Source organism: Thiocystis violacea (genome assembly GCF_016583565.1).
Classification (GTDB): Bacteria; Pseudomonadota; Gammaproteobacteria; order Chromatiales; family Chromatiaceae; genus Thiorhodococcus; species Thiorhodococcus violaceus_A.
On sequence record NZ_NRRF01000032.1, the window covers coordinates 33,608 to 56,000 of the forward strand.

The following is a 22,393-nucleotide window of genomic DNA, read 5'->3' on the forward strand; positions in this document are numbered from 1 at the left end:
GCCGAACGCGTAAAGCTGGAGCTGCGATGAAGCAGCGGCGTGATCGAGACTCCGGGGCCGCTGTATTAGGCGAAGGAGACGATGCCTCGCTGACTCGTTCGGACGAAGGCGAGGATCTCTTCGGTTTCCGGTCCCGGATAGTCCCGCTCCGCGGCCGAGACCGCCTGCTTCAGCGGCAGACCCGACTTGAAGAGCAGGCGATAGACGCCCTTGATCCGGCTGCGTTGCTCCTGCGAAAAGCCATTGCGTCGCAGTCCGACCACGTTGAGCCCGAGCAGGCGGGCGCGGTGCCCGTCGACTAGCGCGAAGGGGGGGACGTCCTGGGGGACGCCGGTGACGCCGGCGACCATGGCGTAGGCGCCGATTCGGCAGAATTGGTGGACCGCGACCTGGCCCGAGAGAAAGCAGTGGTGGGCGACTTCGACATGGCCGGCGAGCGTCGCGGTGTTGGCGAAGATGTTGTGGTCGCCGACGATGCAGTCGTGACCGGCGTGTGAGAAGGCCATCCAGTAATTGTGGCTGCCGATCCGCGTGCCTTCCTCGGACTTGACGCCGCAGCTGATGTTGACGCCTTCCTTGAAGTGGTTGTGGTCGCCGATGACAAGCGGCTTGGCCTTCTCTGGCGTGAAGCTCAGGTCCTGCGGTTCGGAGCCCAGGGTCGCGCCGTGGCAGACGCGGTTGTGGGCGCCCATGCGGGTGTTGCCGTAGATGCGCACGCAGCTGTCGATGCGGCAGCCCTCGCCGATCTCGGCGCCTGACTCGACGATGGAGTAGGGGCCGACGCTGACTGACGCGTGGACGGACGAACCGTCCTCAATGATGGCGGTTGGGTGGATCTTCATTCTTTAGCCCATCCTGCCGATCGTCATCTCAATGCCTGAAGTGCCGCATGCCGGTGAAGACCATGGCGATGCCGTGCTCGTTGGCCGCGGCGATGACTTCTTCGTCGCGCATGGAGCCGCCCGGTTGGATGACGGCCGTAATCCCGGCGTCCGCGGCCTGATCGATGCCGTCGCGAAAGGGGAAGAAGGCGTCCGAGGCCATGACCGAGCCGACCACGGCGAGGTCCGCCTGCTCGGCCTTGATGCGGGCGATGCGCGCGGAGTTGACCCGGCTCATCTGGCCGGCACCCACCCCGATGGTCATGCGGTCGCGGCCGTAGACGATGGCGTTGGACTTGACGAACTTGGCGACCCGCCAGGTAAAGAGCAGGTCTTCCATCTCTTTGTCCGATGGCGCGCGGTCGGTGACGACGCGTGTCTCATGACTCAGCTGCAAATCCGCGTCCTGCACTAGCAGGCCGCCGTTGACGCGCTTGAAGTCGAGCCGATGGATGGACTCGCTCGTCCAGTCACCGCACGCTAGCAGACGGACGTTCTTCTTGGCGGCGACGACCGCGACGGCGTCTTGCGAGACGCTGGGCGCAATGATGACCTCGACGAACTGGCGCTCGACGATGGCGCGCGCGGTCTCGCCGTCCAGCTCACCGTTGAAGGCGATGATGCCGCCGAAGGCCGATTCGGGATCCGTGCGGTAGGCGCGGTCGTAGGCCTCCAGCAGACTGGTGCCGAGGGCGACACCGCAGGGGTTGGCGTGCTTGACGATGACGCAGGCAGGTGACTCGTCGAACTGCTTGATGCACTCCAGGGCGGCATCCGTATCGCCGATATTGTTGTAGGAGAGTTCCTTGCCCTGGAGTTGACGCGCGGTCGCGATGCCTGACTCCTCGATCCTGTGCTCGACGTAGAAGGCCGCCTTCTGATGAGGGTTCTCGCCGTAGCGCATGGACTGGCTGCGCTTGAACTGGAGGCTCAGCGTGCGGGGGAAATCCACCTCCGAGCCGGATTCCGCGCGCGCGCCGAGATAGTTGGCGATGGCGCCGTCATAGCGTGCGGTGTGCTCGAAGGCCTTGGCGGCGAGATCGAAGCGGGTCGTATCGCCAACACCGCCGTTGGTCTTGAGTTCTTCGGCGACCCGGGCGTAGTCGGCCGCGTCGACCACGACGGTGACGCTGGCGTGGTTTTTCGCGGCCGCTCGCAGCAGGGTGGGGCCGCCGATGTCGATGTTCTCGATCGCGGTCGGCAGGTCGCAGTCCGGATTCGCGACCGTTGCCTCGAAGGGGTAGAGATTGACCACCACGAGGTCGATCGGCGCGATCTCGTTGGCCTGCATCACCTGGTCGTCGATCCCGCGACGGCCGAGGATGCCGCCGTGGATGCGCGGGTGCAGCGTCTTGACGCGCCCGTCCATCATCTCCGGGAAGCCCGTGTGGTCGGAGACCTCGGTGACGGCGATGCCGTTGTCGGCGAGCAGTCGGGCGGTGCCGCCGGTGGAGAGGATCTCGATGCCACGCTCGGCGAGCTGGCGGGCGAAGTCGACCAGGCCGGTCTTGTCGGAGACGCTGATGAGGGCGCGTTCAATGGCTTGCATCTGGGGGTGTCTCGGGTGTTCTTGGGTCCTGAGGACCTGGGTTCTGAGGGAACGACGGGGGGCTTTCAGCGCTCGCGCGCAATCCCGTAGTCGCCGAGTCGCTTGCGCAGGGTGTTGCGGGTCATGCCAAGCATCTTGGCGGCGTGGCTGAGGTTGCCGCTAGTGTGGTCTAGCACGGTCTCGAACAAGGGCCGCTCGACCTCTTCCATGACGAGGGCGTAAAGCCCTTTCACCTCGTGATCGGCCATGTTCTCGAGATAGAACCGCAAGGCGTCCCGAACGCATTTGCTCAGTGGGTCGGTGCGGTCGGCATCGACGATACTCAGCCCCGTCGAGTCCATGTCGGGTGCCGGTCGTGCAGCTTCGACTCTCATGCTGCTTCTGTCTCCATCTCGGGGCTTTGGTCGAGGAACGCGAGAACCTGCGACAACTGATCTGCCGGGTGCTCGGTTCGGTTGATCGCTTGCCTGAACGATGCCGCGTCACGCAACTCTCGGCAATACCAGCCGATGTGCTTGCGGGCGATACGTACCCCGTCACGGTCACCGTAGAAGGCGTAGAGCGCCTCGAGGTGGGTTCTGAGGATGTTCTTGATCCAGTCCCTGGGTGGGACTCGACCGCCGGCGTGTGCCAGGGGGCGCGCGGGGTCGGCTGGATCCAGTGCCCTGGCGATCTCATGGAAGATCCAGGGACGTCCTTGGGCAGCGCGTCCGATCATAATAGCATCAGCGCCCGTGTAGTCCAGAACACGTCTAGCCTGCTCCGGGGAGTCGATGTCGCCGTTGGCGATCAGCGGTATCTCGACCTCGTCCTTGATCCTGCGAAGGGTCTCGTGCTCGGCCGGCGTGCCATAGGTGCAGGCCCGTGTGCGCCCGTGCACCGTGAGTGCGGCGATGCCGGACTCGCGCGCGATCCGGGCGATCTGGACGGCGTTGCGGCTCTCCGGCGCCCAGCCGGTGCGGATCTTGAGGGTGACGGGGGCGTCGACGGCCGAGACCACGGCTTCCAGGATACGCCCGACCAACCGTTCGTCACGCAGCAGTGCGGAGCCCGCCGCGACCTTGCAGACCTTCTTGGCCGGGCAGCCCATGTTGATGTCGATGATGTGCGCGCCCAGGTCGACGTTGATGCGGGCGGCCGCGGCCATGGCCGCCGGGTCCGTTCCCAGGATCTGCGCCGCGACCGGTCCCGTCTCGCCGGCGTAGTCCAGCCGCCGGATCGACTTGCGGGTGTTCCAGAGTGTGGTGTTCGCGGAGACCATCTCGGCCACGGCGAGACCCGCGCCCAGTTCGCGGCAGATGGCGCGATAGGGGCGGTCGGTGACGCCGGCCATGGGCGCCAGGACGAGATTGTTGGCGAGTCGGTAGGGGCCGATGCTGAAGGGGCGGATGAGGCCAGCGCTCAACGCGGGCGCCTCATCGGATCGGCGCCCGTCGTGGCGGTGGCGCTGGTTCATGGTGACTGCTTCGTCTTCCTGCTGCCGGCGATGGAGACCCAATCCTCCCGAATCCGGGGCGGATCCAGATCGACCACCTCAGTGTAGGCCGCGCAGACCGCGTCTGCCTGATCCGCCAGCACGCCCGAGAGCACAAGCGCCGCGCCTGGGCGCATGCGTTCGATGAGCCTGGGGGCGAGTGCGACCAGTGGGCCGGCGAGGATGTTGGCGAGCACGACATCGTAGGTCATGTCGGGCGCCTCATCCGGCAGATAGACATCCAGATGCTCGGCGACCCCATTGGCGGCCGCGTTGTCGCGGGTCGCGTCGATGGCCTGGGGGTCATGATCGACCGCGACGGCCCGCGCCGCGCCGAGCTTGAGGGCGGCGATGGCGAGGATGCCGGAGCCGCAGCCGAAGTCGAGGACCGTCTTGCCCGCGACGTCGGCGCCGTCGAGCCATTCCAGGCACATGGCCGTGGTGGCGTGATGCCCGGTGCCGAAGGCGAGGCCGGGGTCGAGCCAGACGACGACGGCATCCTTGGCGTCGGTTGGCTGTCCGTGCGGGCAGACCCACAGCCGCGTGCCGAAGCGGGTTGGCTTGAAATCATCCAGCCAGACGCGCTCCCAGACCTGGTCTTCGATCCGCTCGACCGTCGGAGCCGTGCCCGTTCGTGCGGCGATCCCGGCGGCCAGCCGATCGACCAACGCCTGACTGGCGGCATCCGCCTCGAACAAGGCCGAGACGACGACCTCCGACCACAGCGGGGTCTCGCCCGGCCCGGGTTCGAGCTGCGGCTCGTCGCCGGCATCGCCGAGTGTGACCGAGAGGGCGCCGGCCGCCTCCAGGGCGGACTCCGTGACCTCCGCCTCGGACTGAGGAACCTGGAACTTGAGTTGAAGCCAAGGCATGTGTCTGGACTACATCCCGAGCTTCTTTTCGAGGTAGTGGATATTGGCTCCACCGGCGAGAAAGGCGCCGTCGCGCAGGATGGAGCGCTGCAGCTTGATATTGGTGTTGATGCCGTCGATCACCGTCTCGCGCAGGGCGTTGCACATGCGTGCGATGGCCGCCTCGCGGTCCTCGCCGTGGGTGATCAGCTTGCCGATCATGGAATCGTAGTGGCAGGGCACGGTGTAGCCGGAATAGATGTGGGTCTCGACCCGTACGCCAGGTCCGCCGGGGGCGTGGAACTCGGTGATTTTGCCTGGACTCGGCATGAAGGTCTCGGAGTCCTCGGCATTGATGCGGCACTCGATGGCATGACCGCGAATCGCGATGTCCTCTTGGGTGTACCTCAGCGGCTCGCCGGCGGCGATGAGCAATTGTTCCTTGACGATATCCACGCCCGTGATCATCTCGGTCACGGGGTGCTCCACCTGCACGCGGGTGTTCATCTCTATGAAGTAGAAGTGGCCGTTCTCGTACAGGAACTCGAAGGTGCCGGCGCCGCGGTAGCCGATGCTGCGGCAGGCCGCCGCGCAGCGCTCGCCGATTTCGTTGCGCTGCTCCTCGGTAATGCCGGGGGCGGGTGCCTCCTCCACCACCTTCTGATGGCGACGCTGCATGGAGCAGTCGCGCTCGCCCAGGTGGATGGCGTTGCCCATCTGATCGGCCAGCACCTGGAACTCCACGTGGCGCGGGTTCTCCAGGTACTTCTCCATGTAGACCATGTCGTTGTTGAAGGCCGCCGCCGCCTCCGCCTTGGTCAGCGCGATGGCGCTGAGCAGCGTGGCTTCCGAGTGCACGACCCGCATGCCGCGCCCGCCGCCGCCACCGGAGGACTTGATCATGATCGGGTAGCCGATCTCGCGCGCGATCTCCAGGGTGCGCTTCTTGTTGTCGTCGATCGGACCGTCCGAGCCGGGCACGCAGGGCACGCCGGCCGCCTTCATGGCGGCGATGGCCGAGACCTTGTCGCCCATCATCCGGATGGTTTCGGGACGTGGGCCGATGAAGATGAAGCCCGAATGCTCGACCCGCTCGGCGAAGTCGGCGTTCTCGGAGAGGAATCCATAGCCCGGATGGATGGCGACCGTATCCGTCACCTCCGCCGCGCTGATGATGGCGGGGACGTTCAAATAGCTCTGCAGCGCCGGGGCGGGGCCGATGCAGACCGACTCGTCCGCTAGCAGCACATGTTTGAGATCGCGGTCCGCCTCGGAGTGCACGGCGACCGTCTTGATGCCGAGTTCGCGGCAGGCGCGCAGAATGCGGAGCGCGATCTCGCCCCGATTCGCGATCAGAACCTTCTCGATGGTTGCAGCCATGATGGGAATGTCTTCAGTTGGTGACGGCAGATGGAGTCAAGGCCCGCGCCCCGCCCCGGGCGCAGCCGCGGGGCAGGGCGCGGGCCTCGGGCGTCATTCGATCACGAACAGGGGCTGGTTGTACTCGACCGGCTGTCCGTTCTCGACCAGGATGCGCGTGACGCGCCCTGCTTGCTCGCACTCGATCTGGTTCAGGATCTTCATGGCTTCGATGATGCAGAGGGTGTCGCCGGCCTTGACCGAGTGGCCCTCATCGACAAAGGGCTTGGAGCCCGGAGAGGGCGCCCGATAGAAGGTGCCGACCATGGGAGAGCGGACGATCGTGCCGGCAAAGTCTTCCTCGGCGTCGTCGTCTTCCTTGGCCGCGGCGCTGGGGGCCTGTGCGGGGGCGGCCGGCGCGCCGTAGGGCATCGGCATGCCTTGAGGCATGTACATCGGCATGGCGTTGCTGCCGTGGCGGCTGATGCGCACGGATTCCTCGCCCTCGTGGATTTCGATCTCGGCGACGTCGGATTGCTCCAACAGCTCGATCAGCTTCTTAACCTTGCGGATGTCCATTGTTCAGTTGTTCTCGTTACTTGTTGTTCTGCGCCAGGCGGCTCAGCACGGCGCGCAGCGCCAGTGCGTATCCCTCGGCCCCGAGCCCGCAGATCACGCCGACCGCCACGTCCGAAAAATAGGAGTGGGCGCGGAAGGGCTCGCGGGCGTGCACGTTCGACAGGTGCACCTCGATGAAGGGAATGGCCACGGCCAGCAGGGCGTCGCGCAGCGCGACGCTGGTATGGGTGAACGCAGCGGGGTTGATGATGATGTAATGGACATCATCCTGCGGAGCCTTGTGAATCGCCTCGATAAGCAGGTGCTCCGCGTTGCTCTGGATAAACTGGAGCCGATGGCCTTCTGCCTGCGCCGTCGCTTCGAGCGAGCGCTGGATTTGCGCGAGCGTCACCTGGCCGTAGTGGCCGGGCTCGCGCGTGCCGAGCAGATTGAGGTTGGGTCCGTTCAGGACCAGAATCGTGGCCATCGTGCCAACTGCCTTCCAGACGAGGGTGAAAACCAGCGGTACTGCCGTCCGGACGGAATCGGCGGCAAATCGCGGCGAATTGTCCCGATTTCAGCGGATCTTGTCCAGTAAGGAAGGATTGTGCAGGAGCGGGTCATCCGGCCCGCGTGGGGACCCATGAGTTCGAGTCCGAGCTTGGGTCAATGATGGGCCGCTCGCGCCGAGGCGTGCAGTTCAATCGGCGTTTGTGGTTTTGGTAAAGTCATGTCCGGAAGTCACCTTGGAGCCCATCCAACCGAATGCCATCCCGACGCCCCCGACATTGCCAGCCGTCTTTCCTCCTGGTCTGGATCCTGGCCTGCTGCTTCTGGAATCCTTCGCCCGCATTCTGCGCAGGATTCGACCTGGACGCGCTCATGAGGCTGTTGGCCGATCATCCACACGGTCGTGTGAGCTTCGTCGAGACACGCCACCTGGCGCTGCTCGATCGGCCGATCGAGGCCCGCGGTGAGTTGGTCTATATCCCGCCCGACCGGCTGGAGCGCCACACTCGGGAGCCGCGTGAGGAGTCGGCGATCCTGGACGGCGATACCCTGACGCTGGTCCGCGACGGCCGCCGTCGGGCGATGTCCCTGCGCGAGAATCCCAGCGTTGCGCTCCTCATCGGTAGTCTCAGGGCGGTCCTGGGCGGCGACCGCGCGCGGCTCGAACGCGACTTCACGATCAATCATGCCGGCACGCCGGACGCCTGGATCCTCGACCTCCTGCCCAGAGAGCCCGAGCTGACGCCCGCGCTGCGCCGTATCCACCTCGTCGGGCGCGGCGGGCAGGTCGAGCGGGTCGAGATGATCGAGACGGACGGCGATCGCAGCGTCATCGAGATCGGTGACGCCCGATCATGACGACAGGCGGCAGGCTCGCGCGCTTCTTCGGCTGGCTGATGGCCGTCGTGCTGCTGGTGGTGCTGGTCGTCAAGGCCGATTATTCGGCCGACATGTCGGTCTTCCTGCCCCGGTCGCCCACGCCCGAGCAGGCGCTTCTGGTCGATCAGCTCCAGGAGGGGACGGTCTCGCGACTGGTTCTGGTCGCCATCGCGGGCGGCGAAATGGCGCAGCGCGCGCAGGTCGCCAAGGCCATGGCTGCGGCACTGCGTTCGAGCGGAACCTTCGACCTGGTGACGAATGGAGACGAGGCGGCGCTGGCGAAGGACCGCGCCTGGCTCTTCGCGCATCGCTATCTCCTGAGTCCGGCGGTCGACGCGCAGCGCTTCACCGTCGAGGGTTTGCGTGCCGCGCTGACCGAGACGCTGGACTGGCTCGTCTCGCCCGCCGGGATGCTGATCGAGGACCTGGTGCCGCGCGACCCGACGTCCGAGCTGATCCAGATCCTCGAGCGGATCGAATCCGGAACGCAGCCAAGGCGTGACGCAGGGGTCTGGGTAAGCCGCGACGGGCAGCAGGCCCTGCTGCTCGCCCTGACGCGCGCGGCCGGATCCGATCTCGATGGGCAGGAGGCCGCACTCGCGGAGATCGACGCGGCGTTTGCAAGCGCCCGCGCGGCGCTACCCGACGCCGAGGCGCTGGCGCTGGTCAAGACGGGACCTGGCGTCTTCGCGGTCAGCTCGCGCGCGACCATCAAGGCGGAGGTCACGCGCATCGCGCTGCTCGCCACCGCGATCATCGTGACCCTGCTGCTGTTCGTCTACCGCTCGGTGCCGGTCCTGCTCCTCGGGCTCTTGCCCGTGGTGACCGGCGCCCTGGCCGGCATCGCCGCCGTGAGCCTGGGCTTCGGTGTCGTCCACGGCCTGACCATCGGTTTCGGGGCGACCCTCATCGGTGAGGCGGTCGACTACGGCATCTATCTCTTCGTCCAGCGCGGCGGCGCCGATTCTGACGAAGCGGCGATGGTCGGGCTCTGGCCGACCATCCGGATCGGTCTGCTGACCTCGATCTGCGGCTTCGGCGTCATGCTGGGCTCCGGGTTCCCTGGGCTCGCCCAGCTGGGGCTCTACTCCACGACCGGTCTGATCGCGGCGGCGCTGGTCACGCGCCTGGTGCTGCCGGCCTTTCTGCCAGCCAAGCCCAAGCTCCGCGACCTGACGGCCTTTGGCGAGGCGCTCGTTCGGATGACCGCTGCACTGGCGCGACTGCGTTGGCTGGTCCCGGTCATCTGTTTGGTTGGCCTGCTGGTGATCTGGACCCATCGCGACGGGCTCTGGAACGACTCGCTGCTCGCCTTGAGCCCGGTCTCACCCGAGGCTCAGGCCCTGGATGCACGGCTGCGCGCGGACATGGGCGCACCCGAGGCAAGCGCGCTGGTCGTGATCGACGCCCCGGACCGCGAGACCGCGCTGGGTCAGGCCGAGCGGGTCGCCGAGACATTGAGCGGACTGGTCGAGGAGGGCGCCATCGCGGGCTTCGACAGCCCAGCAACCTACCTGCCCAGTCTGCGGACTCAGCAGGCCAGGCTCGCAAGCCTGCCGGATCGCGATGCCCTGGCCGCCAGGCTGACGGCCGCGACGGCCGATCTGCCCCTCAAGACCGAGCGACTTCAGCCATTTCTCGACGATGTCGACGCGGCACGGCAGGGCGGGCCGATCGGGGCGGATGCGCTGGCCGAGACCTCATTCGCGCTCGCGGTGGTCTCCATGCTGAACGAGGGGGCCGACGGCTGGCGCGTCACACTGCCGCTCAGAGCGGCGGAAGACGCTGCCGGCAACCTTGACATGGATGCCGAGCGGCTGACCGAGGCGTTGGCGGAGACCGCGCACCCGGACGGCGTGACGCTGCGCCTGCTCCAGCTCAAGCGCGAATCCGACGCGCTCTACGCGGACTATCTGAAAGAAGCGATCTGGCTATCACTGGCCGGATTCCTGGCCGTGCTCGTGCTGCTCGCGATCACGCTACGGTCCGTTGTGGCCGTCTGGCGGGTCGTGCTGCCGCTCCTGGCGGCGGTGCTGACCGTGACCGCGGCGCTGATCATGGTTGGTCAGTCGCTCATCCTGATGCATCTGGTGGGGCTCCTTCTGGTGGTGGCGGTCGGCTCGAACTACGCGCTCTTCTTCGCCCGCGGCTCCGGGGCGGACGGCATTCCGGCCCCGCGCACGCTGGCGTCGCTCCTCTTCGCCAACCTGACGACCCTGGCCGGTTTCGGTCTGCTGGCGACGTCCTCCGTCCCCGTGCTCCAGGCGATCGGCCTCACCGTGGGACCAGGTGCCTTCCTGGCGCTCCTCTTCGCGGCCATGCTCAGTCGTCCGCGGTGGGGGAGGGCGACCTAGCCATGGCTCAATGTGGCGCAAGCAGCCAGCCGGCGAATCGCGCGGGGTGCGCGCGACCCTGGCGACCCTCGGCGCTGATTTGGCTGAGTCTGATCCTGCACCTCGTGATCGCCCTCGTTTGGCTGTGGCGGCCAGGCCTTTGGCCGTGGTGGCTCGCCGTGCTGGTCGCCAATCATCTGGTGCTCACGCTCGCCGGACTCTGGCCGCGCTCCACCTGGCTCGGGCCGAACTGGCGCGGGTTGCCGCCGTGCGCCGCCCGGCGCGGGGAGATCGCGATCACCATCGATGACGGCCCCGATCCGTCCGTGACCCCGGCCGTCCTGACCATCCTGGCGCGCCATGGCGTCAAGGCGACCTTCTTTTGCATCGGCGTGCGCGCAGCCGCGCATCCGGAGCTGGTCGCTGAAATCCTGTCCGCGGGACACGCGGTCGAAAACCACTCCTACGGGCATCGTCATGACTTTTCGCTCTTCGGTCCTCGTCGGATCAGGGCCGATCTCGACCGCGCACAGACCCTGCTCACTGGGCTTGCGGGCGCCCCGTCGCGCTTCTTTCGCGCCCCCGCCGGGCTGCGCAATCCCTTTCTCGAACCCGTGCTCGCGCGGGTTGGGCTCCAGCTGGTGAGCTGGACGCGGCGCGGCTTCGACACCCGCGAGCGCGATCCGCTGCGCGTCCTGGCGCGCCTGGAGCCTGGGGTAAGAGCGGGCGGGATCCTGCTCCTGCATGACGGCAATGCGGCACGCGGCAGCCGGGGGCAGGCTGTGATCCTGGAGGTCCTGCCGGCCCTGATCGAGCGCATCCGTGCGGCTGGACTGAAACCCGTGACCTTGGGCGAGGCGTTTGCGGAGGAGGGCGGCGCGTGAGTACGGACTTCGAACGGCGTTTGATCGCGCACGCGGCTGCCCGCTACAAGGTCGCCGGCCCTTATGCCTGGCACTTCGCGCGCGGCAAGCTGGGGGGCGATCCGGTCTTCGTCGCCATGCTTCGAGATGGGCTCCTGCCGAGCCCGACGACCATTTTGGACCTCGGCTGCGGCGAGGCCTTGTTGGCGAGCTGGCTGCTCGCCGCCGCCGAGCTGCACGCGCGCGGTGATTGGCCCGCGGATTGGCCGGCCCCGCCGCGGATCGAGGCCTATCGCGGAATCGAGCTGCAGCCGCGTGACGTGGCCCGTGCGCGCTGCGCGCTCCCAGCGGTCTTCCGCGTCGAGCGCGGCGACATCCGGGATGCGGCGCTCGGCAAGGCCGGCCTCGTTGTCATCCTGGACGTGCTCCACTACATCGCGCTTGCGGACCAGCGGCGCGTGCTCGAACGGGTCCGCGCCTGTCTCCAGCCGGGCGGGACGCTGCTCTTGCGCGTCGGCGACGCCGCCGGTGGGCTACCGTTTCGGATCAGCCTGGCGGTGGACGCCCTGGTGACGCGCCTGCGCGGACAGTCCCTGGGGCGACTGCAGTGTCGGCCCCTCAGCGCCTGGCTGGCGGAACTGAGCGCGCTGGGCTTCGCGGTGCGGGCCGTCCCCATGAGCGCCGGCACCCCATTTGCCAACCATCTGCTGATCGCTCACCCTGGAGACCCTGGGCGCAACGCCGCCTGACGCAGTGAGAAGGAAGCCGGATTGAAGCGGATCGCCGTTACTAAACACACACTGACGACTTGTCTCGGTCGGGGCAACGAGGCGCATCGAGAGGCCCTCGTGAGCGGCCGCAGCGGTCTCGCCGCCCGCGCGTTCGAGGATGTCGATCTCGACACCTGGATCGGCATGGTCGAGGGACTGGATGCGCCCCCGCCAGCGGATGGCGCCAGTCCGCGCGCCTGCCGCAACAATCGGCTCGCGGCGCTGGCGCTGGAGCAGGACGGCTTTCTCGACGCCGCGCGCGACGCCGTGAGCCGCTATGGGGCCGCTCGGGTCGCGGTCTATCTGGGCACCAGCACGTCCGGAATTCTGGAGACCGAGCTAGCCTACCGGACGCGCGATCCCCTGAACGGCCAGCTGCCGTCATGGCTGGACTACCGCGCCAGTCACAGCATCTCATCGCTGGCCGAGTGCGTCAGTCGGATCGTCGGCACGACCGGACCTCTCGCGGTCATTTCCACGGCCTGCTCATCGAGCGCCAAGGCCTTCGCCACCGCGGCTCGCCAGATGGCTTGCGGGCTGGTCGATGCGGCCATTGTCGGCGGCGTGGATACGCTCTGTCTGACGACGCTCTACGGCTTCAACTCGCTGGAATTGCTCGCCAAGGGGCCTTGCCGCCCCTTCGACCGCCATCGCGAAGGTCTGTCGATCGGCGAGGCCGCGGCCTTTGCCCTCCTGGAGCCTGATGTGCCTGCCAGCCTCTGGCTCAGCGGCTACGGCGAATCCAGCGATGCCTACCACATGTCATCACCGCATCCCGAGGCGCGGGGCGCGCTTCAGGCGATGGACGCGGCGCTTGCGCGTGCGGCGCTGGCGCCCTCCGAGATCGACTACATCAATCTGCATGGGACCGCGACGCCGTCCAGCGATCTGGCCGAGGGCAAGGCGGTTGCCCAGCGCTTCGGCACGACCGTGCCCGCCAGTTCCACCAAGGGCGCCACTGGGCATACCCTCGGCGCCGCCGGTGGGGTCGAGGCGGTGCTCTGTCTGCTCGCACTCGAGAACGGGCTGATCCCCGGCAGCGTCGGCCTGATCGAGGCGGATCCCGCGATCCGAATCGGGTTGGAGCCAGTCACGCGCCGGGCTCGCCCGCGCAATGTCCTGACGAACTCGTTCGGATTCGGCGGGACCAACTGCAGTCTGATCTTCGCGCGCGCGGGGCAGGAGGGCGGCCATGACTGAGCACGGGTTCTCGATGCGCGCGCGTGTCGCCGGCATCGGTGTCGTGGGACCGGGCATGAGCGACTGGTCGGGGATGCGCGAGCGGCTCCTGGCCGACAGCGGCCAGCCCCTGACGCCGACACAGATTCCCAACCCCGAGGGGCTTCCGCCGACGGAGCGGCGTCGGGTTGGCAAGGTCGTCAAGCTCGCCCTCGCGGCGGGACTGGGTGCATGCCGGGACTCGGGGATCGATCCTGCCGGGCCGGCAACCGTCTTCGCCTCTTCGGGGGGCGACGGCGAGAACTGTCACGCCATCTGCGAGCTGCTGGCGGGCGAGGACCGGCGCATCTCGCCGATCCGCTTCCACAATTCCGTGAACAACGCGGCCTCTGGCTACTGGGGCATTGCGACGGGTGCCCAGACGGGCTCCAGCGTCCTCTCGGCCTTTGATGGCAGCTTCGTCGTGGGGCTCATGGAGGCCTTCGCGCTGGTCGCGACGGACGGGGAACCGGTGCTTCTGGTGACCTATGACCATCCCTATCCCTCGCCCCTGAACGAGTGTCGCCCGCTTGGGCCTGCCTTCGGCGTGGGTCTCCTGCTCGCGGTGGAGGGCGGTTCCGGACCGGTTTTGAACCTGCGCGGACTGGGCTGCGCGCCGGCGGATCGACTCGCGGACCCCGTGCTTGAGGCGCTGCGTCGCAGCGTTCCCGCCGCGCGCTGCCTGCCCCTGCTGAGGGCGCTCGCGGGTGGAGTTGCCGCATCTGTCGCGTTGGAGTCTCTGAATGGTCAGACACTGATCGTCGAGGTTCAGCCATGACTCAGACGCTCGACCGCGACTGGATCCTGGCGCGGATCCCGCATCAGGGTGTCATGTGTCTGAACGATGCTGTCGAGTCCTGGGATCGGGACAGCCTGACCTGTACCGCCTGGAGTCATCGCTCGGTGGAGAACCCGCTGCGCTTGGAAGACCGACTGAGCGCCCTGATGGGCATCGAGTATGCCGCGCAGGCGGTCGCCATTCATGGGGCCTTGCAGGGTTCAGGCGCCGCGCCGGGCATGCTGGGGAGCGTTCGCGGCCTCACTTGTGACTGCGACCGGCTGGACAGTGTCGCTGGACCCTTGCAGGTGCGCGTCCATCGACTGGGCGGGGATGCATCGGCGCTGCTTTATGACTTCGAGCTTCACGGGGACGGCCGCCGACTCATGAGCGGTCGGCTGACCATCGTCCTCGCGATTCCGTGCCAGGCGACAGGGCGATGATCGAGTGGCGCCCCAGGAGGATTCAGTGACAACACGCGCGCTCGTCACCGGCGGCAGCGGCGGTATCGGCGCCGCCATCTGCCGACGCCTCGCCGCCGATGGACATGAGGTCTTGGTTCACGGCCACCGCAATGGAGAGCGCGTCGAGGCGGTGGTGCATGAGATCAAGGCCGCGGGTGGAGCCGCCCGGCCGCTCATCCTCGATGTCACGGACGCGGAGCGCTGCCGGGAAGTGCTGGAGGCGCTGACCGATGAGCGGCCGGTGCAGATCCTCGTCAACAACGCCGGCATTCACGATGACGCGGTCTTTCCTGGGATGCGCGCCGGGCAGTGGCGGGAAGTGCTGGACGTGAACCTGAACGGCTTCTTCAACGTGACCCAGCCGCTCACCCTGCCCATGATCCGCACCCGCTGGGGGCGGATCATCTCGATCACCTCCGTCGCCGCCATTCTCGGCAACCGCGGCCAGGTGAACTACTCGGCCGCCAAGGGCGCCCTGCACTCCGCCACCCGTTCATTGTCCCTGGAGCTGGCCGGGCGCGGCATCACCGTCAACGCGGTCGCGCCCGGGATCATCGAGACCGCGATGAGCGAGGATCACTTTTCCACCGAGGCCATCGCCCAGCTGGTTCCCATGAAGCGCGCCGGCCGGCCGGAAGAGGTGGCCGATGTCGTCGCCTTTCTTGCCTCGAAGGCCGCCTCCTACGTCAGCGGACAGGTGATTTCGGTCAACGGGGGCATGGTGTGACGGCATCCTAAACCGCTCGGCGTGCCCGAGATCGAAGATCCAGTAGGATGGGAAAAGCCCTGGCGATGCGCTTCTTTCGGAGTGCCGAGGGTGGCGGGGCGTGCCCATCATCCCCGCTCGGCGTCTTGCAAGATGGGCACGTCCGTCTGGCGTCGAGGTTGGGCGTGAGCCCAGAGCGCGGACTTTGCCCATCCTACCGATCCGAATCTACTTGGGTAAGGTCATTTCCGGACATCGCCTAAACCGCTCGGCGTGCCCGAGATCGAAGATCCCGTAGGATGGGCAAAGCCCTGGCGATGCGCTTCTTTCGGAGTGCCGAGGGTGGCGGGGCGTGCCCATCATCCCCGCTCGGCGTCTTGCAAGATGGGCACGTCCGTCTGGCGTCGAGGTTGGGCGTGAGCCCAGAGCGCGGACTTTGCCCATCCTACCGATCCGGATCCACTTGGGTAAGGTCATTTCCGGACATCGCCTAAACCGCTCGGCGTGCCCGAGATCGAAGCCCTGGCAGTGCGGGCAGCCTGACCAGGAAGCCCGCCAAGAGCCGCATGTGCATCCAGGTCAGGAGCACATTGTCGCGCCAATAGTTGAAATGTGAGGTTCCGCCTTCGTCTGCGCTCAGGTAGCGCACGGGTGCGTCGATGTTGACGGGGCGGACCCCGCGCCAGGCAAGCCGCACGGCGGCCTCGGGATCGAAGTCGAAGCGGCGCATCCAACGCTGCCCTCGCATCACGGCGAGCAGGGGGGCGACCGGGTAGACGCGAAAACCGAAGAGTGAATCGCCGATGCCGATCCAGAGCGTTTCCAGGTTTGCCCACCAGTTGGAGACGCGCCGACCGCGCACCCGGAGCAGTGGAGCCTGCGCATCGAAAACCGGCTTGCCGAGGATCATGCAGTCCGGGTGCTCCGCCGAGGTCGCCATGAAGCGCGGGATCAGCCCGGCCGGATGCTGCCCATCCGCGTCCATGGTCAGCACATGGGTGATGCCTTCCGCCGCCGCGGCTTCCAGCCCTCGGAGCACAGCGGCTCCTTTCCCCCGGTTCTCGGCGAGCTTGATGACTCTCAGCCCCGGATCCGCTTGGGCAAGCCGGTCAAGCCCCGCAGCCGTTCCGTCCGAGCTTCCATCCACCACAACCCAAACATCCGGCCATTGCTCCCGCGCGGCCGCCACCGTTTCATAGAGGATGGGGCCCGGGTCGTAGCTTGGGATCAGAACGATCCGCGTCCTCTCTGTCATGGTTCTCGATCCGGCGGTTGAGCGGCATCCAGGGCGCGTCGAGCATGGTGTTTGGCAAGGCGCAACGAGGCGTCGCACTGGCTCCACGACGGGACGTCTCGCGAATTATACCGTTGTAGCGCAGCCAGGCATCGAGCGGGGCGAGTCAAGTTCAGCGCGAGTCCTCCGTGAAAGGTCGAGCCGAGGTCATGCGAGCCGGTGCAGCCGATCATGGACAGGCTGACCGACAGCTGCTTCGTGAGCTGCGCATCGACTTGGGCGCCCAACTCGCCCCAGGTCGGACCCAAGGGGCTGTCCGTCATGGGGTCGAGCCCGGCCTCCGTGACGCTGAGGCCCGAATCGATGCTGAAGGGGCGGGCGAGGGCGCCTGCCAGCGTCAGTGTCCAGGGCTGCCCCAGCGCGCTCTGAAGGTCGGCAGTCCACGAGGCACCGAAGCGCAAGACGCCGAAAGAGAGGGTGCCCGAGTCAACGGTCGCTGGAAACGGGTTGTTCTGACCGTAGGCCTCGGTGTAACGGCCGAAACGCACGCCTTGGCCGCCGAACTCGGCAAAGCCAGCCAGCTGGTTCTTGTCGTCGATCTTCCAGATCAGGCCAGCGCGAGCGTATTCGCCCCAGGCGGTGGCATCGCTGCTGCCATGGCCCGAGACCAGGCCAAGACCGGCGTCATAGACGCGGGTGCGTGTCAGGGTCTCATCGGGGGTCACCCATCCGCCGATCTCGGCGAACGGATGCAAGGCGTATCCGGCAAGGGCAACGGGGTCGTCGAACTCGAAGCGAGCGGCCGCGGCCAAGGTAGGGTCGGTGCTTTGGGTCAGGTCTCCATCGTCCTGAGCGCCTTGGCTGATCCCGCCGATGAGCGTGGCTTGGCCTAGCGAAACCTGACCGCCGACCATGACCGCGCTGCTCCCCAATATTCCTCCCACGAAGACGTAGCTGCCCTGCTGGATCGGGCGCGTGAGACCGAGAAGCTGATGAGGGGTCGCGCGGCTCTGCACGGCCATCACCATCTGCTGATCGCCCAGCGCCTGGACCGTGGCCTGCTGAGCGGCGGGCGTCGTATAGCCAGCAACCTGCCGGGGAGTCGGTTCCACCTGAATGGAACCGCTGAATGCGCTCATGTCGCCGGCCAGGATGGTCGAGCCGGAACGCAGGGTGATGCTGCCCGCACCCGTGATGGCCGGCGAAAAGCGATAACCGCGCGAGGTATGATTGAAGACGAGTTCGCCGGTGCCGTTGGCGAAGCTGACGCGGTCGGCAATCAGCGTCCCAGGCGCCACCGGCGGCTGACCAGCAGGGGCGCCGATGTTGAGTGTGCCGGATGATCCGGGCATGGCCGCGAGGAACACGGTTGCGCTGCTCACGAAGGGGTAGCTGGGACGGAGTACGCACCGGAGACGCGGATGGACGCGGATGCATCGGAACTGAGGCCCATGGTGACCTGGTCGGTGGTGACCAATCCGCCGAAATCGATCGTCAGTGCGCCTTTGCCGCCGAGGATCCCGATTTGAATCCACGGGGTGCTCCAGGACGAGGCATCTATCCGGACGCTCCCTGATCCGCCCTGCATCGTGCCGATCAAACCGCCCTGCGATACCACCGAGCCGCCATTCTCGACGAGGAGTACGCCCGCGCCAAAGTTGCCGATCCTCAGTTCCCCGCCGTCACCGTTGACCACCCAAATCGAGCCGCTCGATACCCTGACGACGCCGGATGCGCCGGATGCGCCGGGCGCGTCGCCGATGGTGCCTTGCCGACTGCTGACGCCAGCGCTGTCTTGGATCACCAGGGATCCGCTCCCCGACTGACCGACGAATAGCTCCGTGGCATTCGTCCAGAATGAGCCATTGCCAATGACGCTCACGGCGCCGACCGCGTCGCCAGTCTCGCCGATGATGGCGCGTGCGTCGGTCGGCGAGCCGCCCGCGAGAATGCTCAAGGAGCCCGACCCGGCCAACGTAGAGCGTGGCGGCTGCTGCGTCAGGCGATTCCATGACCGGACCGGCAGGGAGATCGATCACGACATCGTTGAAGGATGTCGGTGTGTATCCGAGCGACCAAGCTCCACCCGCAGGAAAGCCGCGCGCAAGTCTCGAGGTCCGACAAGGACGCGGGTGGCGCCTCTATCCTGACACCGGGGGCGACACCGGACGTTTAGAGAAAAAACCCATTCAGCATTCAGCATTGCAGTGGGCGGAGAATGAAGACTATGCTCGCGGCCTGTGCGCCCTCGGCTGACAATAAGCCGCGTGAACCTCACTCAACTGAGATCGGTAATATGATGAGCGGACGTGTCACTCTGAACTTGATTCCGTGGATGGCACTGCTTGCGGCGCCGTGGACGCTGCTATACGCGGCCAGCGTGCCAGGGCTCAACATCGAGGTTCACACCTTTCACCCCAAGGCTGCGCCAACCGGCGTTGCGCAGCAGGGCGCCCGTGTTGAGTCATCGACGGAAGCAGGGCCTGTGGGCGCGCGCAACCTGGGCCCCACCGCGATAGAGCAGATTAATGCTCTGGACTTGGAAAAGGAATCGCGCGCCGCCGCGCAAGACAAGATCGATTCTCGGCTGCTTCAAACCATACGCATGCTGCAGGGAAGACCGGTCGCAGAAGGCGTCCCGACGCTGGAGACGGATGTCGAGCTCGATGACAGCAACAGGCTCTACGTCGACATCTCGGCGAAGGTCAGCGCTGACCTTCAAGACCGCCTCGTAGCGGCAGGCGCATCGATCGTGCATTCCAATACGCCCGGTCACAACATCAGGGCGCTCGTCCCGTTCGAAAAAATGGATGACATCGCGGCTTGGGACGATATTTACTTCATCAGTCCGCGGCGCAAGGTCGTCACGCATGGCGCAGGCAATGGAGTCGGTCCTGCCGCCCTGCCGTTTCCAAAGGTGGGCGGCGCTTTGAATCAGGTGCTGGCGTCGTGCGCGTCCCAGGGGAGCGTGGTCTCCCAGGGCGACAAGGCGCACAAGGCCGATCTGGCCCGGAGCACGTTCGGCATCTGCGGCGACGGCGTCAAGATCGGTGTTCTGTCGGATGGAGTCGACGGCTTGGCGGACAGCCAGGCCTCGGGTGACTTGGCAGCGGTCACGGTGCTGCCGGGGCAAGAGGGCTCAGGCTCAGAGGGCACGGCGATGCTGGAGCTCATCCACGACCTCGCACCCAACGCCCAGTTATTTTTCGCCAGCGGCTTCGATGAGAACTTCGCGCAGAACATCCGGGATCTGCGCCAGGAGGGCTGCGACATCATCGTCGACGACCTGACCGCCTATGCCGAATCTCCTTTCCAGGATGGGCAGGCCCCCAGCGTCATTTCAAACACGAACGGCGGTGCCATTACCCAAGCCGTGAACGATGTCGTGGCGGATGGCGCGCTCTATTTTTCTTCGGCCGGCAATGAAGGCAACCTGGACAGCGGCACTTCCGGTACCTGGCAGGGCGATTTTTCCGATGGCGGACCCGCCGCTAACCTCGTCGGCGGCACCGGTCGTGTCCATTTGTTCGCGCCCGGCGTCATCACGAACCGAGTTGTCGACGCAGGTTCGGCCGTGAATCTGTACTGGGCCGATCCTCTGGGCGGATCAAGCAACGACTACGACCTCTACGTCCTCGACAAGACAGGCACCTCGGTGGTGGGGTCGTCGACCAACGTCCAGAACGGCAGCCAAGACCCCTTCGAATCAGTCGGCGAGTCTTCAGTCGAGCCGGGCAATCTCATCGTCATTGTGAAGCAGAGCGGTAACGCACGGTTTCTTTACGTGGGAAACTACGACGGCGTGCTTCAATACGCGACGTCCGGCCAGATACTGGGCCACAACGGTTCGCGCAAGTCCATCTCCATCGCCGCCACTCCCGCGGCGGAGGCGGATATCTATCGCCCCGGCTCACCGACTGGACCCTTCCCGAATGCCTTCAATGCCGGGAATTCCGTCGAACTCTTCACCTCGGACGGTCCCCGTCATATCTTTTTCGAAGCGGACGGAACCCCGATTACCCCAGGCAATTTCAGTTCCACCGGCGGCCAAGTTCTGCAAAAACCGGACTTTACCGCGGCGGATGGCAATGCTGTGACCGGTTCCGGCGGTTTTGAAACTCCGTTCTTCGGAACGTCGGCGGCAGCCCCCCATTCGGCTGCCTTGGCCGCCCTGGTCAAGTCCGCCAACCCGGGAATCAGCAACGCAGGCGTCATTGCCGCGCTCAAGGCGTCCGCCATCGACATCATGGCTCCCGGATGGGACCGTAATTCAGGTCACGGCATCATCATGGCGTACGAAGCTGTGGTTGCGGCTGGCTCGGCTGTCTGCGGCAGCGACAACGGCCAAACGTTGGCGATCAAACCGACCAATCTGTGCAGTGTTGGCACGCCTAGCGTCGTCAGCGGCAGCGGCCCCTGGTCCTGGTCATGCACGGGCTTGAATGGCGTGGCGCAATGTTCGGCGGCCCGCTACGATGGGGATGTTGGCTGTCAGCCCGGCCCGTTGATGCTCGGCCCGGTGACCCTGAACGGGACCCAGATCTATCAATCCGAGACAGTCTTGAGCACCACCGGTGCGGTCAGTGTGAGCACCAAGGCCGATATCACCTTCGTGGCCAAGAACAGCATCCGCCTCACGAGCGGTTTTCGCGTCGCCACCGGCGCGCGCTTCACCGCCCGCCTCGCCGCGGTCGCCTGTTTGGGCACCGCGCAGTCAGCACTTTCACAGCGCTACGCCGAGCGTGAGCAGGACGCAGGAGGATCCGACAATCCAGCTGCGGCGCCGGTGACCGTCATTCCGGCGCCTCGGCTGATGCGCGCTGATGAGCTGCCCCTGGCGCTGCACCAGCAGTTCGCGGCCCTGGGCCTAGATCCCAGCGATCTCGAGGATCTCCAGTCCAGTGCCGACGGGGAGACAATCGTCTTTGCCACCACCTCTGCCCTCGTCCCGGACGACTATAACGACCAGCGCGATGTCTACCTCTATCACGCCCGCGAGGACCAGCTGGAGCTGCTTAGTCGTAACGTGGACGGCGACGTCGGCAACGGCGCCAGCGATCAGCCGCGCATCGACGGCTGGGGCGAGTACGTGGTCTACCGCAGCGCGGCCGACAACCTGACCGCGACAGCTGACACCAACGGCGTCGCTGACATTTATCTGGCCGACCTGCGTGCCGGCAACACTCAGCGCATCAGCTGGACCGAGACGGGCGAAGAAACACCAACCGCCTCCGCCCACCCCGACCTGGGTGGTGAGCATCTGCTAGTCGTCTACGAGCGCATGGACGAGACCGGGCAGAGCAGCATCTATGCCAACGACCAGGACAGCCTCCTCGCCCAGCGCCAGGACGCCGGCGACTGCGCCGCCCAGCATCCGGCCCTGAGCGCCGATGCGCGCCGGCTGGCCTATCTATGCGGTAAGCCCGGCACGCTGGATTGCGCCATCCGTGTCATCGCACGTGACAGCGGCGAGCTCATGACCGCGGATTGTCCTAGCGATGTCGAGGACAACGATCGGCTGTACTTCGACGAAACCGGTACCGTGCTCATCCTGACAGGAGAGCGCGTCGTTCCCTGAGCGTCTCGTGTAGGTCCTTTGGAGCGCCGCAGCAATGCGCGGCGGTGCTCAGAAGGCAACCGCTTAAAAGGGCACTGCGGCCTGGCAAGGCCGCGTGTTCTAGCGGGTGACGGAGGCTCATCGTGGGTTTTGAGAACATGCTTCAGGCTGCAATCATGTCTCAAGGAGTGATCCCAGCAAGGCCCGTCCCCGCCGCCTGGCGTTATGCACGAATTCGAAGAACCCCAGATAAAGCGACAGTTTTTCTTGTGAGATGCCGCTGTGCGGACGCAGCCAGGAGCGCAGCAGCGACCAAAACCCCTCCATGGTGTTGACATGGACCTGGTGAAAGCCGTCGCCGTCCTCGTCGCGAGCGTATTCACCGCGACCATGGCAGACGCGCTTGCGT

At 66.3% G+C, this 22,393-nt stretch carries 20 protein-coding genes and 1 pseudogene; 9 read left to right on the plus strand and 12 right to left on the minus strand.

Features of this window, described 5'->3' with window-relative positions:
• Positions 1 to 65 precede the first annotated feature (65 nt).
• The 8 genes from lpxA to aroQ form a co-directional block, all read right to left on the minus strand.
• The gene (gene lpxA, locus CKO23_RS13920; RefSeq protein WP_200332158.1) at positions 66 to 842 is read right to left on the minus strand and encodes an acyl-ACP--UDP-N-acetylglucosamine O-acyltransferase; all 777 of its coding nucleotides are present in this window, start codon (positions 840 to 842) and stop codon (positions 66 to 68) included.
• A 28-nt stretch (positions 843 to 870) separates the two neighbouring features.
• The gene (purH, locus tag CKO23_RS13925) at positions 871 to 2,430 is read right to left on the minus strand and encodes a bifunctional phosphoribosylaminoimidazolecarboxamide formyltransferase/IMP cyclohydrolase (RefSeq protein WP_200332160.1); all 1,560 of its coding nucleotides are present in this window, start codon (positions 2,428 to 2,430) and stop codon (positions 871 to 873) included.
• A 65-nt stretch (positions 2,431 to 2,495) separates the two neighbouring features.
• Positions 2,496 to 2,804 (minus strand): helix-turn-helix domain-containing protein, encoded by a 309-nt coding sequence (locus CKO23_RS13930; protein ID WP_200332162.1) that lies wholly within the window; start codon positions 2,802 to 2,804, stop codon positions 2,496 to 2,498.
• Entirely contained in the window at positions 2,801 to 3,886 is a 1,086-nt protein-coding gene (gene dusB / locus CKO23_RS13935; protein WP_200332164.1) for a tRNA dihydrouridine synthase DusB, read from the minus strand. The genes CKO23_RS13930 and dusB overlap by 4 nt, the downstream gene beginning before the upstream one ends.
• Entirely contained in the window at positions 3,883 to 4,776 is an 894-nt protein-coding gene (gene prmA / locus CKO23_RS13940; RefSeq protein WP_200332166.1) for a 50S ribosomal protein L11 methyltransferase, read from the minus strand. Before prmA ends, dusB begins: the two co-directional genes overlap by 4 nt.
• 9 nt (positions 4,777 to 4,785) lie before the next feature.
• On the minus strand, positions 4,786 to 6,135 hold the full coding sequence (accC, locus tag CKO23_RS13945; RefSeq protein ID WP_200332168.1) for an acetyl-CoA carboxylase biotin carboxylase subunit: 1,350 nt from the start codon (positions 6,133 to 6,135) through the stop codon (positions 4,786 to 4,788).
• A 93-nt stretch (positions 6,136 to 6,228) separates the two neighbouring features.
• A complete protein-coding gene (gene accB, locus CKO23_RS13950; protein ID WP_200332170.1) occupies positions 6,229 to 6,693 on the minus strand; it encodes an acetyl-CoA carboxylase biotin carboxyl carrier protein in 465 nt (154 codons plus the stop codon).
• 16 nt (positions 6,694 to 6,709) lie between these two features.
• The gene (gene aroQ / locus CKO23_RS13955) at positions 6,710 to 7,159 is read right to left on the minus strand and encodes a type II 3-dehydroquinate dehydratase (RefSeq protein ID WP_200332172.1); all 450 of its coding nucleotides are present in this window, start codon (positions 7,157 to 7,159) and stop codon (positions 6,710 to 6,712) included.
• 278 nt (positions 7,160 to 7,437) lie between these two features.
• On the opposite strand from aroQ, the gene CKO23_RS13960 reads away from it, so the two are divergent.
• The 8 genes from CKO23_RS13960 to fabG are packed head-to-tail and all read left to right on the plus strand — an operon-like array spanning position 7,438 to position 15,214.
• Positions 7,438 to 8,040 (plus strand): LolA-related protein, encoded by a 603-nt coding sequence (locus tag CKO23_RS13960; RefSeq protein WP_274600217.1) that lies wholly within the window; start codon positions 7,438 to 7,440, stop codon positions 8,038 to 8,040.
• Positions 8,037 to 10,415: an MMPL family transporter gene (locus CKO23_RS13965; RefSeq protein WP_200332175.1), complete on the plus strand. Its 2,379-nt coding sequence runs from the start codon at positions 8,037 to 8,039 to the stop codon at positions 10,413 to 10,415. The genes CKO23_RS13960 and CKO23_RS13965 overlap by 4 nt, the downstream gene beginning before the upstream one ends.
• Before the next feature lie 2 nt (positions 10,416 to 10,417).
• Positions 10,418 to 11,278, plus strand: a complete 861-nt coding sequence (locus tag CKO23_RS13970) for a polysaccharide deacetylase family protein (RefSeq protein ID WP_200332177.1) — start codon at positions 10,418 to 10,420, stop codon at positions 11,276 to 11,278.
• A complete protein-coding gene (locus tag CKO23_RS13975) occupies positions 11,275 to 12,006 on the plus strand; it encodes a methyltransferase (RefSeq protein ID WP_200332179.1) in 732 nt (243 codons plus the stop codon). The genes CKO23_RS13970 and CKO23_RS13975 overlap by 4 nt, the downstream gene beginning before the upstream one ends.
• Positions 12,007 to 12,027: 21 nt before the next feature.
• Complete coding sequence (locus CKO23_RS13980) at positions 12,028 to 13,227, plus strand: beta-ketoacyl-[acyl-carrier-protein] synthase family protein (protein ID WP_200332181.1); 1,200 nt, start codon at positions 12,028 to 12,030, stop codon at positions 13,225 to 13,227.
• Positions 13,220 to 14,023 carry a beta-ketoacyl synthase chain length factor gene (locus tag CKO23_RS13985; protein WP_200332183.1) on the plus strand — a complete coding sequence of 268 codons (804 nt, stop codon included), beginning with the start codon at positions 13,220 to 13,222 and terminating at the stop codon, positions 14,021 to 14,023. The genes CKO23_RS13980 and CKO23_RS13985 overlap by 8 nt, the downstream gene beginning before the upstream one ends.
• Positions 14,020 to 14,466, plus strand: a complete 447-nt coding sequence (locus tag CKO23_RS13990) for a 3-hydroxylacyl-ACP dehydratase (protein WP_200332185.1) — start codon at positions 14,020 to 14,022, stop codon at positions 14,464 to 14,466. Before CKO23_RS13985 ends, CKO23_RS13990 begins: the two co-directional genes overlap by 4 nt.
• Positions 14,467 to 14,491: 25 nt before the next feature.
• Positions 14,492 to 15,214 (plus strand): 3-oxoacyl-ACP reductase FabG, encoded by a 723-nt coding sequence (gene fabG / locus CKO23_RS13995; protein ID WP_200332187.1) that lies wholly within the window; start codon positions 14,492 to 14,494, stop codon positions 15,212 to 15,214.
• A 469-nt stretch (positions 15,215 to 15,683) separates the two neighbouring features.
• Here the strand turns inward: fabG and CKO23_RS14000 are convergent, their stop codons facing one another.
• The 3 genes from CKO23_RS14000 to CKO23_RS14010 are packed head-to-tail and all read right to left on the minus strand — an operon-like array spanning position 15,684 to position 18,384.
• Complete coding sequence (locus CKO23_RS14000; protein ID WP_200332189.1) at positions 15,684 to 16,448, minus strand: glycosyltransferase family 2 protein; 765 nt, start codon at positions 16,446 to 16,448, stop codon at positions 15,684 to 15,686.
• A complete protein-coding gene (locus CKO23_RS14005) occupies positions 16,445 to 17,809 on the minus strand; it encodes an autotransporter domain-containing protein (RefSeq protein WP_200332197.1) in 1,365 nt (454 codons plus the stop codon). Before CKO23_RS14005 ends, CKO23_RS14000 begins: the two co-directional genes overlap by 4 nt.
• Complete coding sequence (locus CKO23_RS14010) at positions 17,806 to 18,384, minus strand: hypothetical protein (RefSeq protein ID WP_200332199.1); 579 nt, start codon at positions 18,382 to 18,384, stop codon at positions 17,806 to 17,808. The genes CKO23_RS14005 and CKO23_RS14010 overlap by 4 nt, the downstream gene beginning before the upstream one ends.
• 378 nt (positions 18,385 to 18,762) lie before the next feature.
• Between CKO23_RS14010 and CKO23_RS14015 the strand changes: the two genes are divergently transcribed.
• Positions 18,763 to 22,005 (plus strand): S8 family serine peptidase, encoded by a 3,243-nt coding sequence (locus CKO23_RS14015; RefSeq protein ID WP_207168547.1) that lies wholly within the window; start codon positions 18,763 to 18,765, stop codon positions 22,003 to 22,005.
• A gap of 153 nt (positions 22,006 to 22,158) precedes the next feature.
• Here CKO23_RS14015 and CKO23_RS14020 read toward each other — a convergent pair.
• Positions 22,159 to 22,393 (minus strand): annotated as a pseudogene (locus CKO23_RS14020) (IS1595 family transposase); the annotation flags it as partial.

Excerpts from the sequence above, each read along its gene's own strand:
- CKO23_RS14000 (WP_200332189.1), bottom strand. The coding sequence starts at position 16,448 with ATGACAGAGAGGACGCGGATCGTTCTGATCCCAAGCTACGACCCGGGC.
- CKO23_RS13985 (WP_200332183.1), top strand. The coding sequence starts at position 13,220 with ATGACTGAGCACGGGTTCTCGATGCGCGCGCGTGTCGCCGGCATCGGT.
- CKO23_RS13960 (WP_274600217.1), top strand. The coding sequence starts at position 7,438 with ATGCCATCCCGACGCCCCCGACATTGCCAGCCGTCTTTCCTCCTGGTC.
- purH (WP_200332160.1), bottom strand. The coding sequence starts at position 2,430 with ATGCAAGCCATTGAACGCGCCCTCATCAGCGTCTCCGACAAGACCGGC.
- CKO23_RS13930 (WP_200332162.1), bottom strand. The coding sequence starts at position 2,804 with ATGAGAGTCGAAGCTGCACGACCGGCACCCGACATGGACTCGACGGGG.
- lpxA (WP_200332158.1), bottom strand. The coding sequence starts at position 842 with ATGAAGATCCACCCAACCGCCATCATTGAGGACGGTTCGTCCGTCCAC.
- CKO23_RS13990 (WP_200332185.1), top strand. The coding sequence starts at position 14,020 with ATGACTCAGACGCTCGACCGCGACTGGATCCTGGCGCGGATCCCGCAT.
- accC (WP_200332168.1), bottom strand. The coding sequence starts at position 6,135 with ATGGCTGCAACCATCGAGAAGGTTCTGATCGCGAATCGGGGCGAGATC.
- CKO23_RS13965 (WP_200332175.1), top strand. The coding sequence starts at position 8,037 with ATGACGACAGGCGGCAGGCTCGCGCGCTTCTTCGGCTGGCTGATGGCC.
- prmA (WP_200332166.1), bottom strand. The coding sequence starts at position 4,776 with ATGCCTTGGCTTCAACTCAAGTTCCAGGTTCCTCAGTCCGAGGCGGAG.
- CKO23_RS14015 (WP_207168547.1), top strand. The coding sequence starts at position 18,763 with ATGGCACTGCTTGCGGCGCCGTGGACGCTGCTATACGCGGCCAGCGTG.
- dusB (WP_200332164.1), bottom strand. The coding sequence starts at position 3,886 with ATGAACCAGCGCCACCGCCACGACGGGCGCCGATCCGATGAGGCGCCC.
- accB (WP_200332170.1), bottom strand. The coding sequence starts at position 6,693 with ATGGACATCCGCAAGGTTAAGAAGCTGATCGAGCTGTTGGAGCAATCC.
- aroQ (WP_200332172.1), bottom strand. The coding sequence starts at position 7,159 with ATGGCCACGATTCTGGTCCTGAACGGACCCAACCTCAATCTGCTCGGC.
- CKO23_RS13970 (WP_200332177.1), top strand. The coding sequence starts at position 10,418 with ATGGCTCAATGTGGCGCAAGCAGCCAGCCGGCGAATCGCGCGGGGTGC.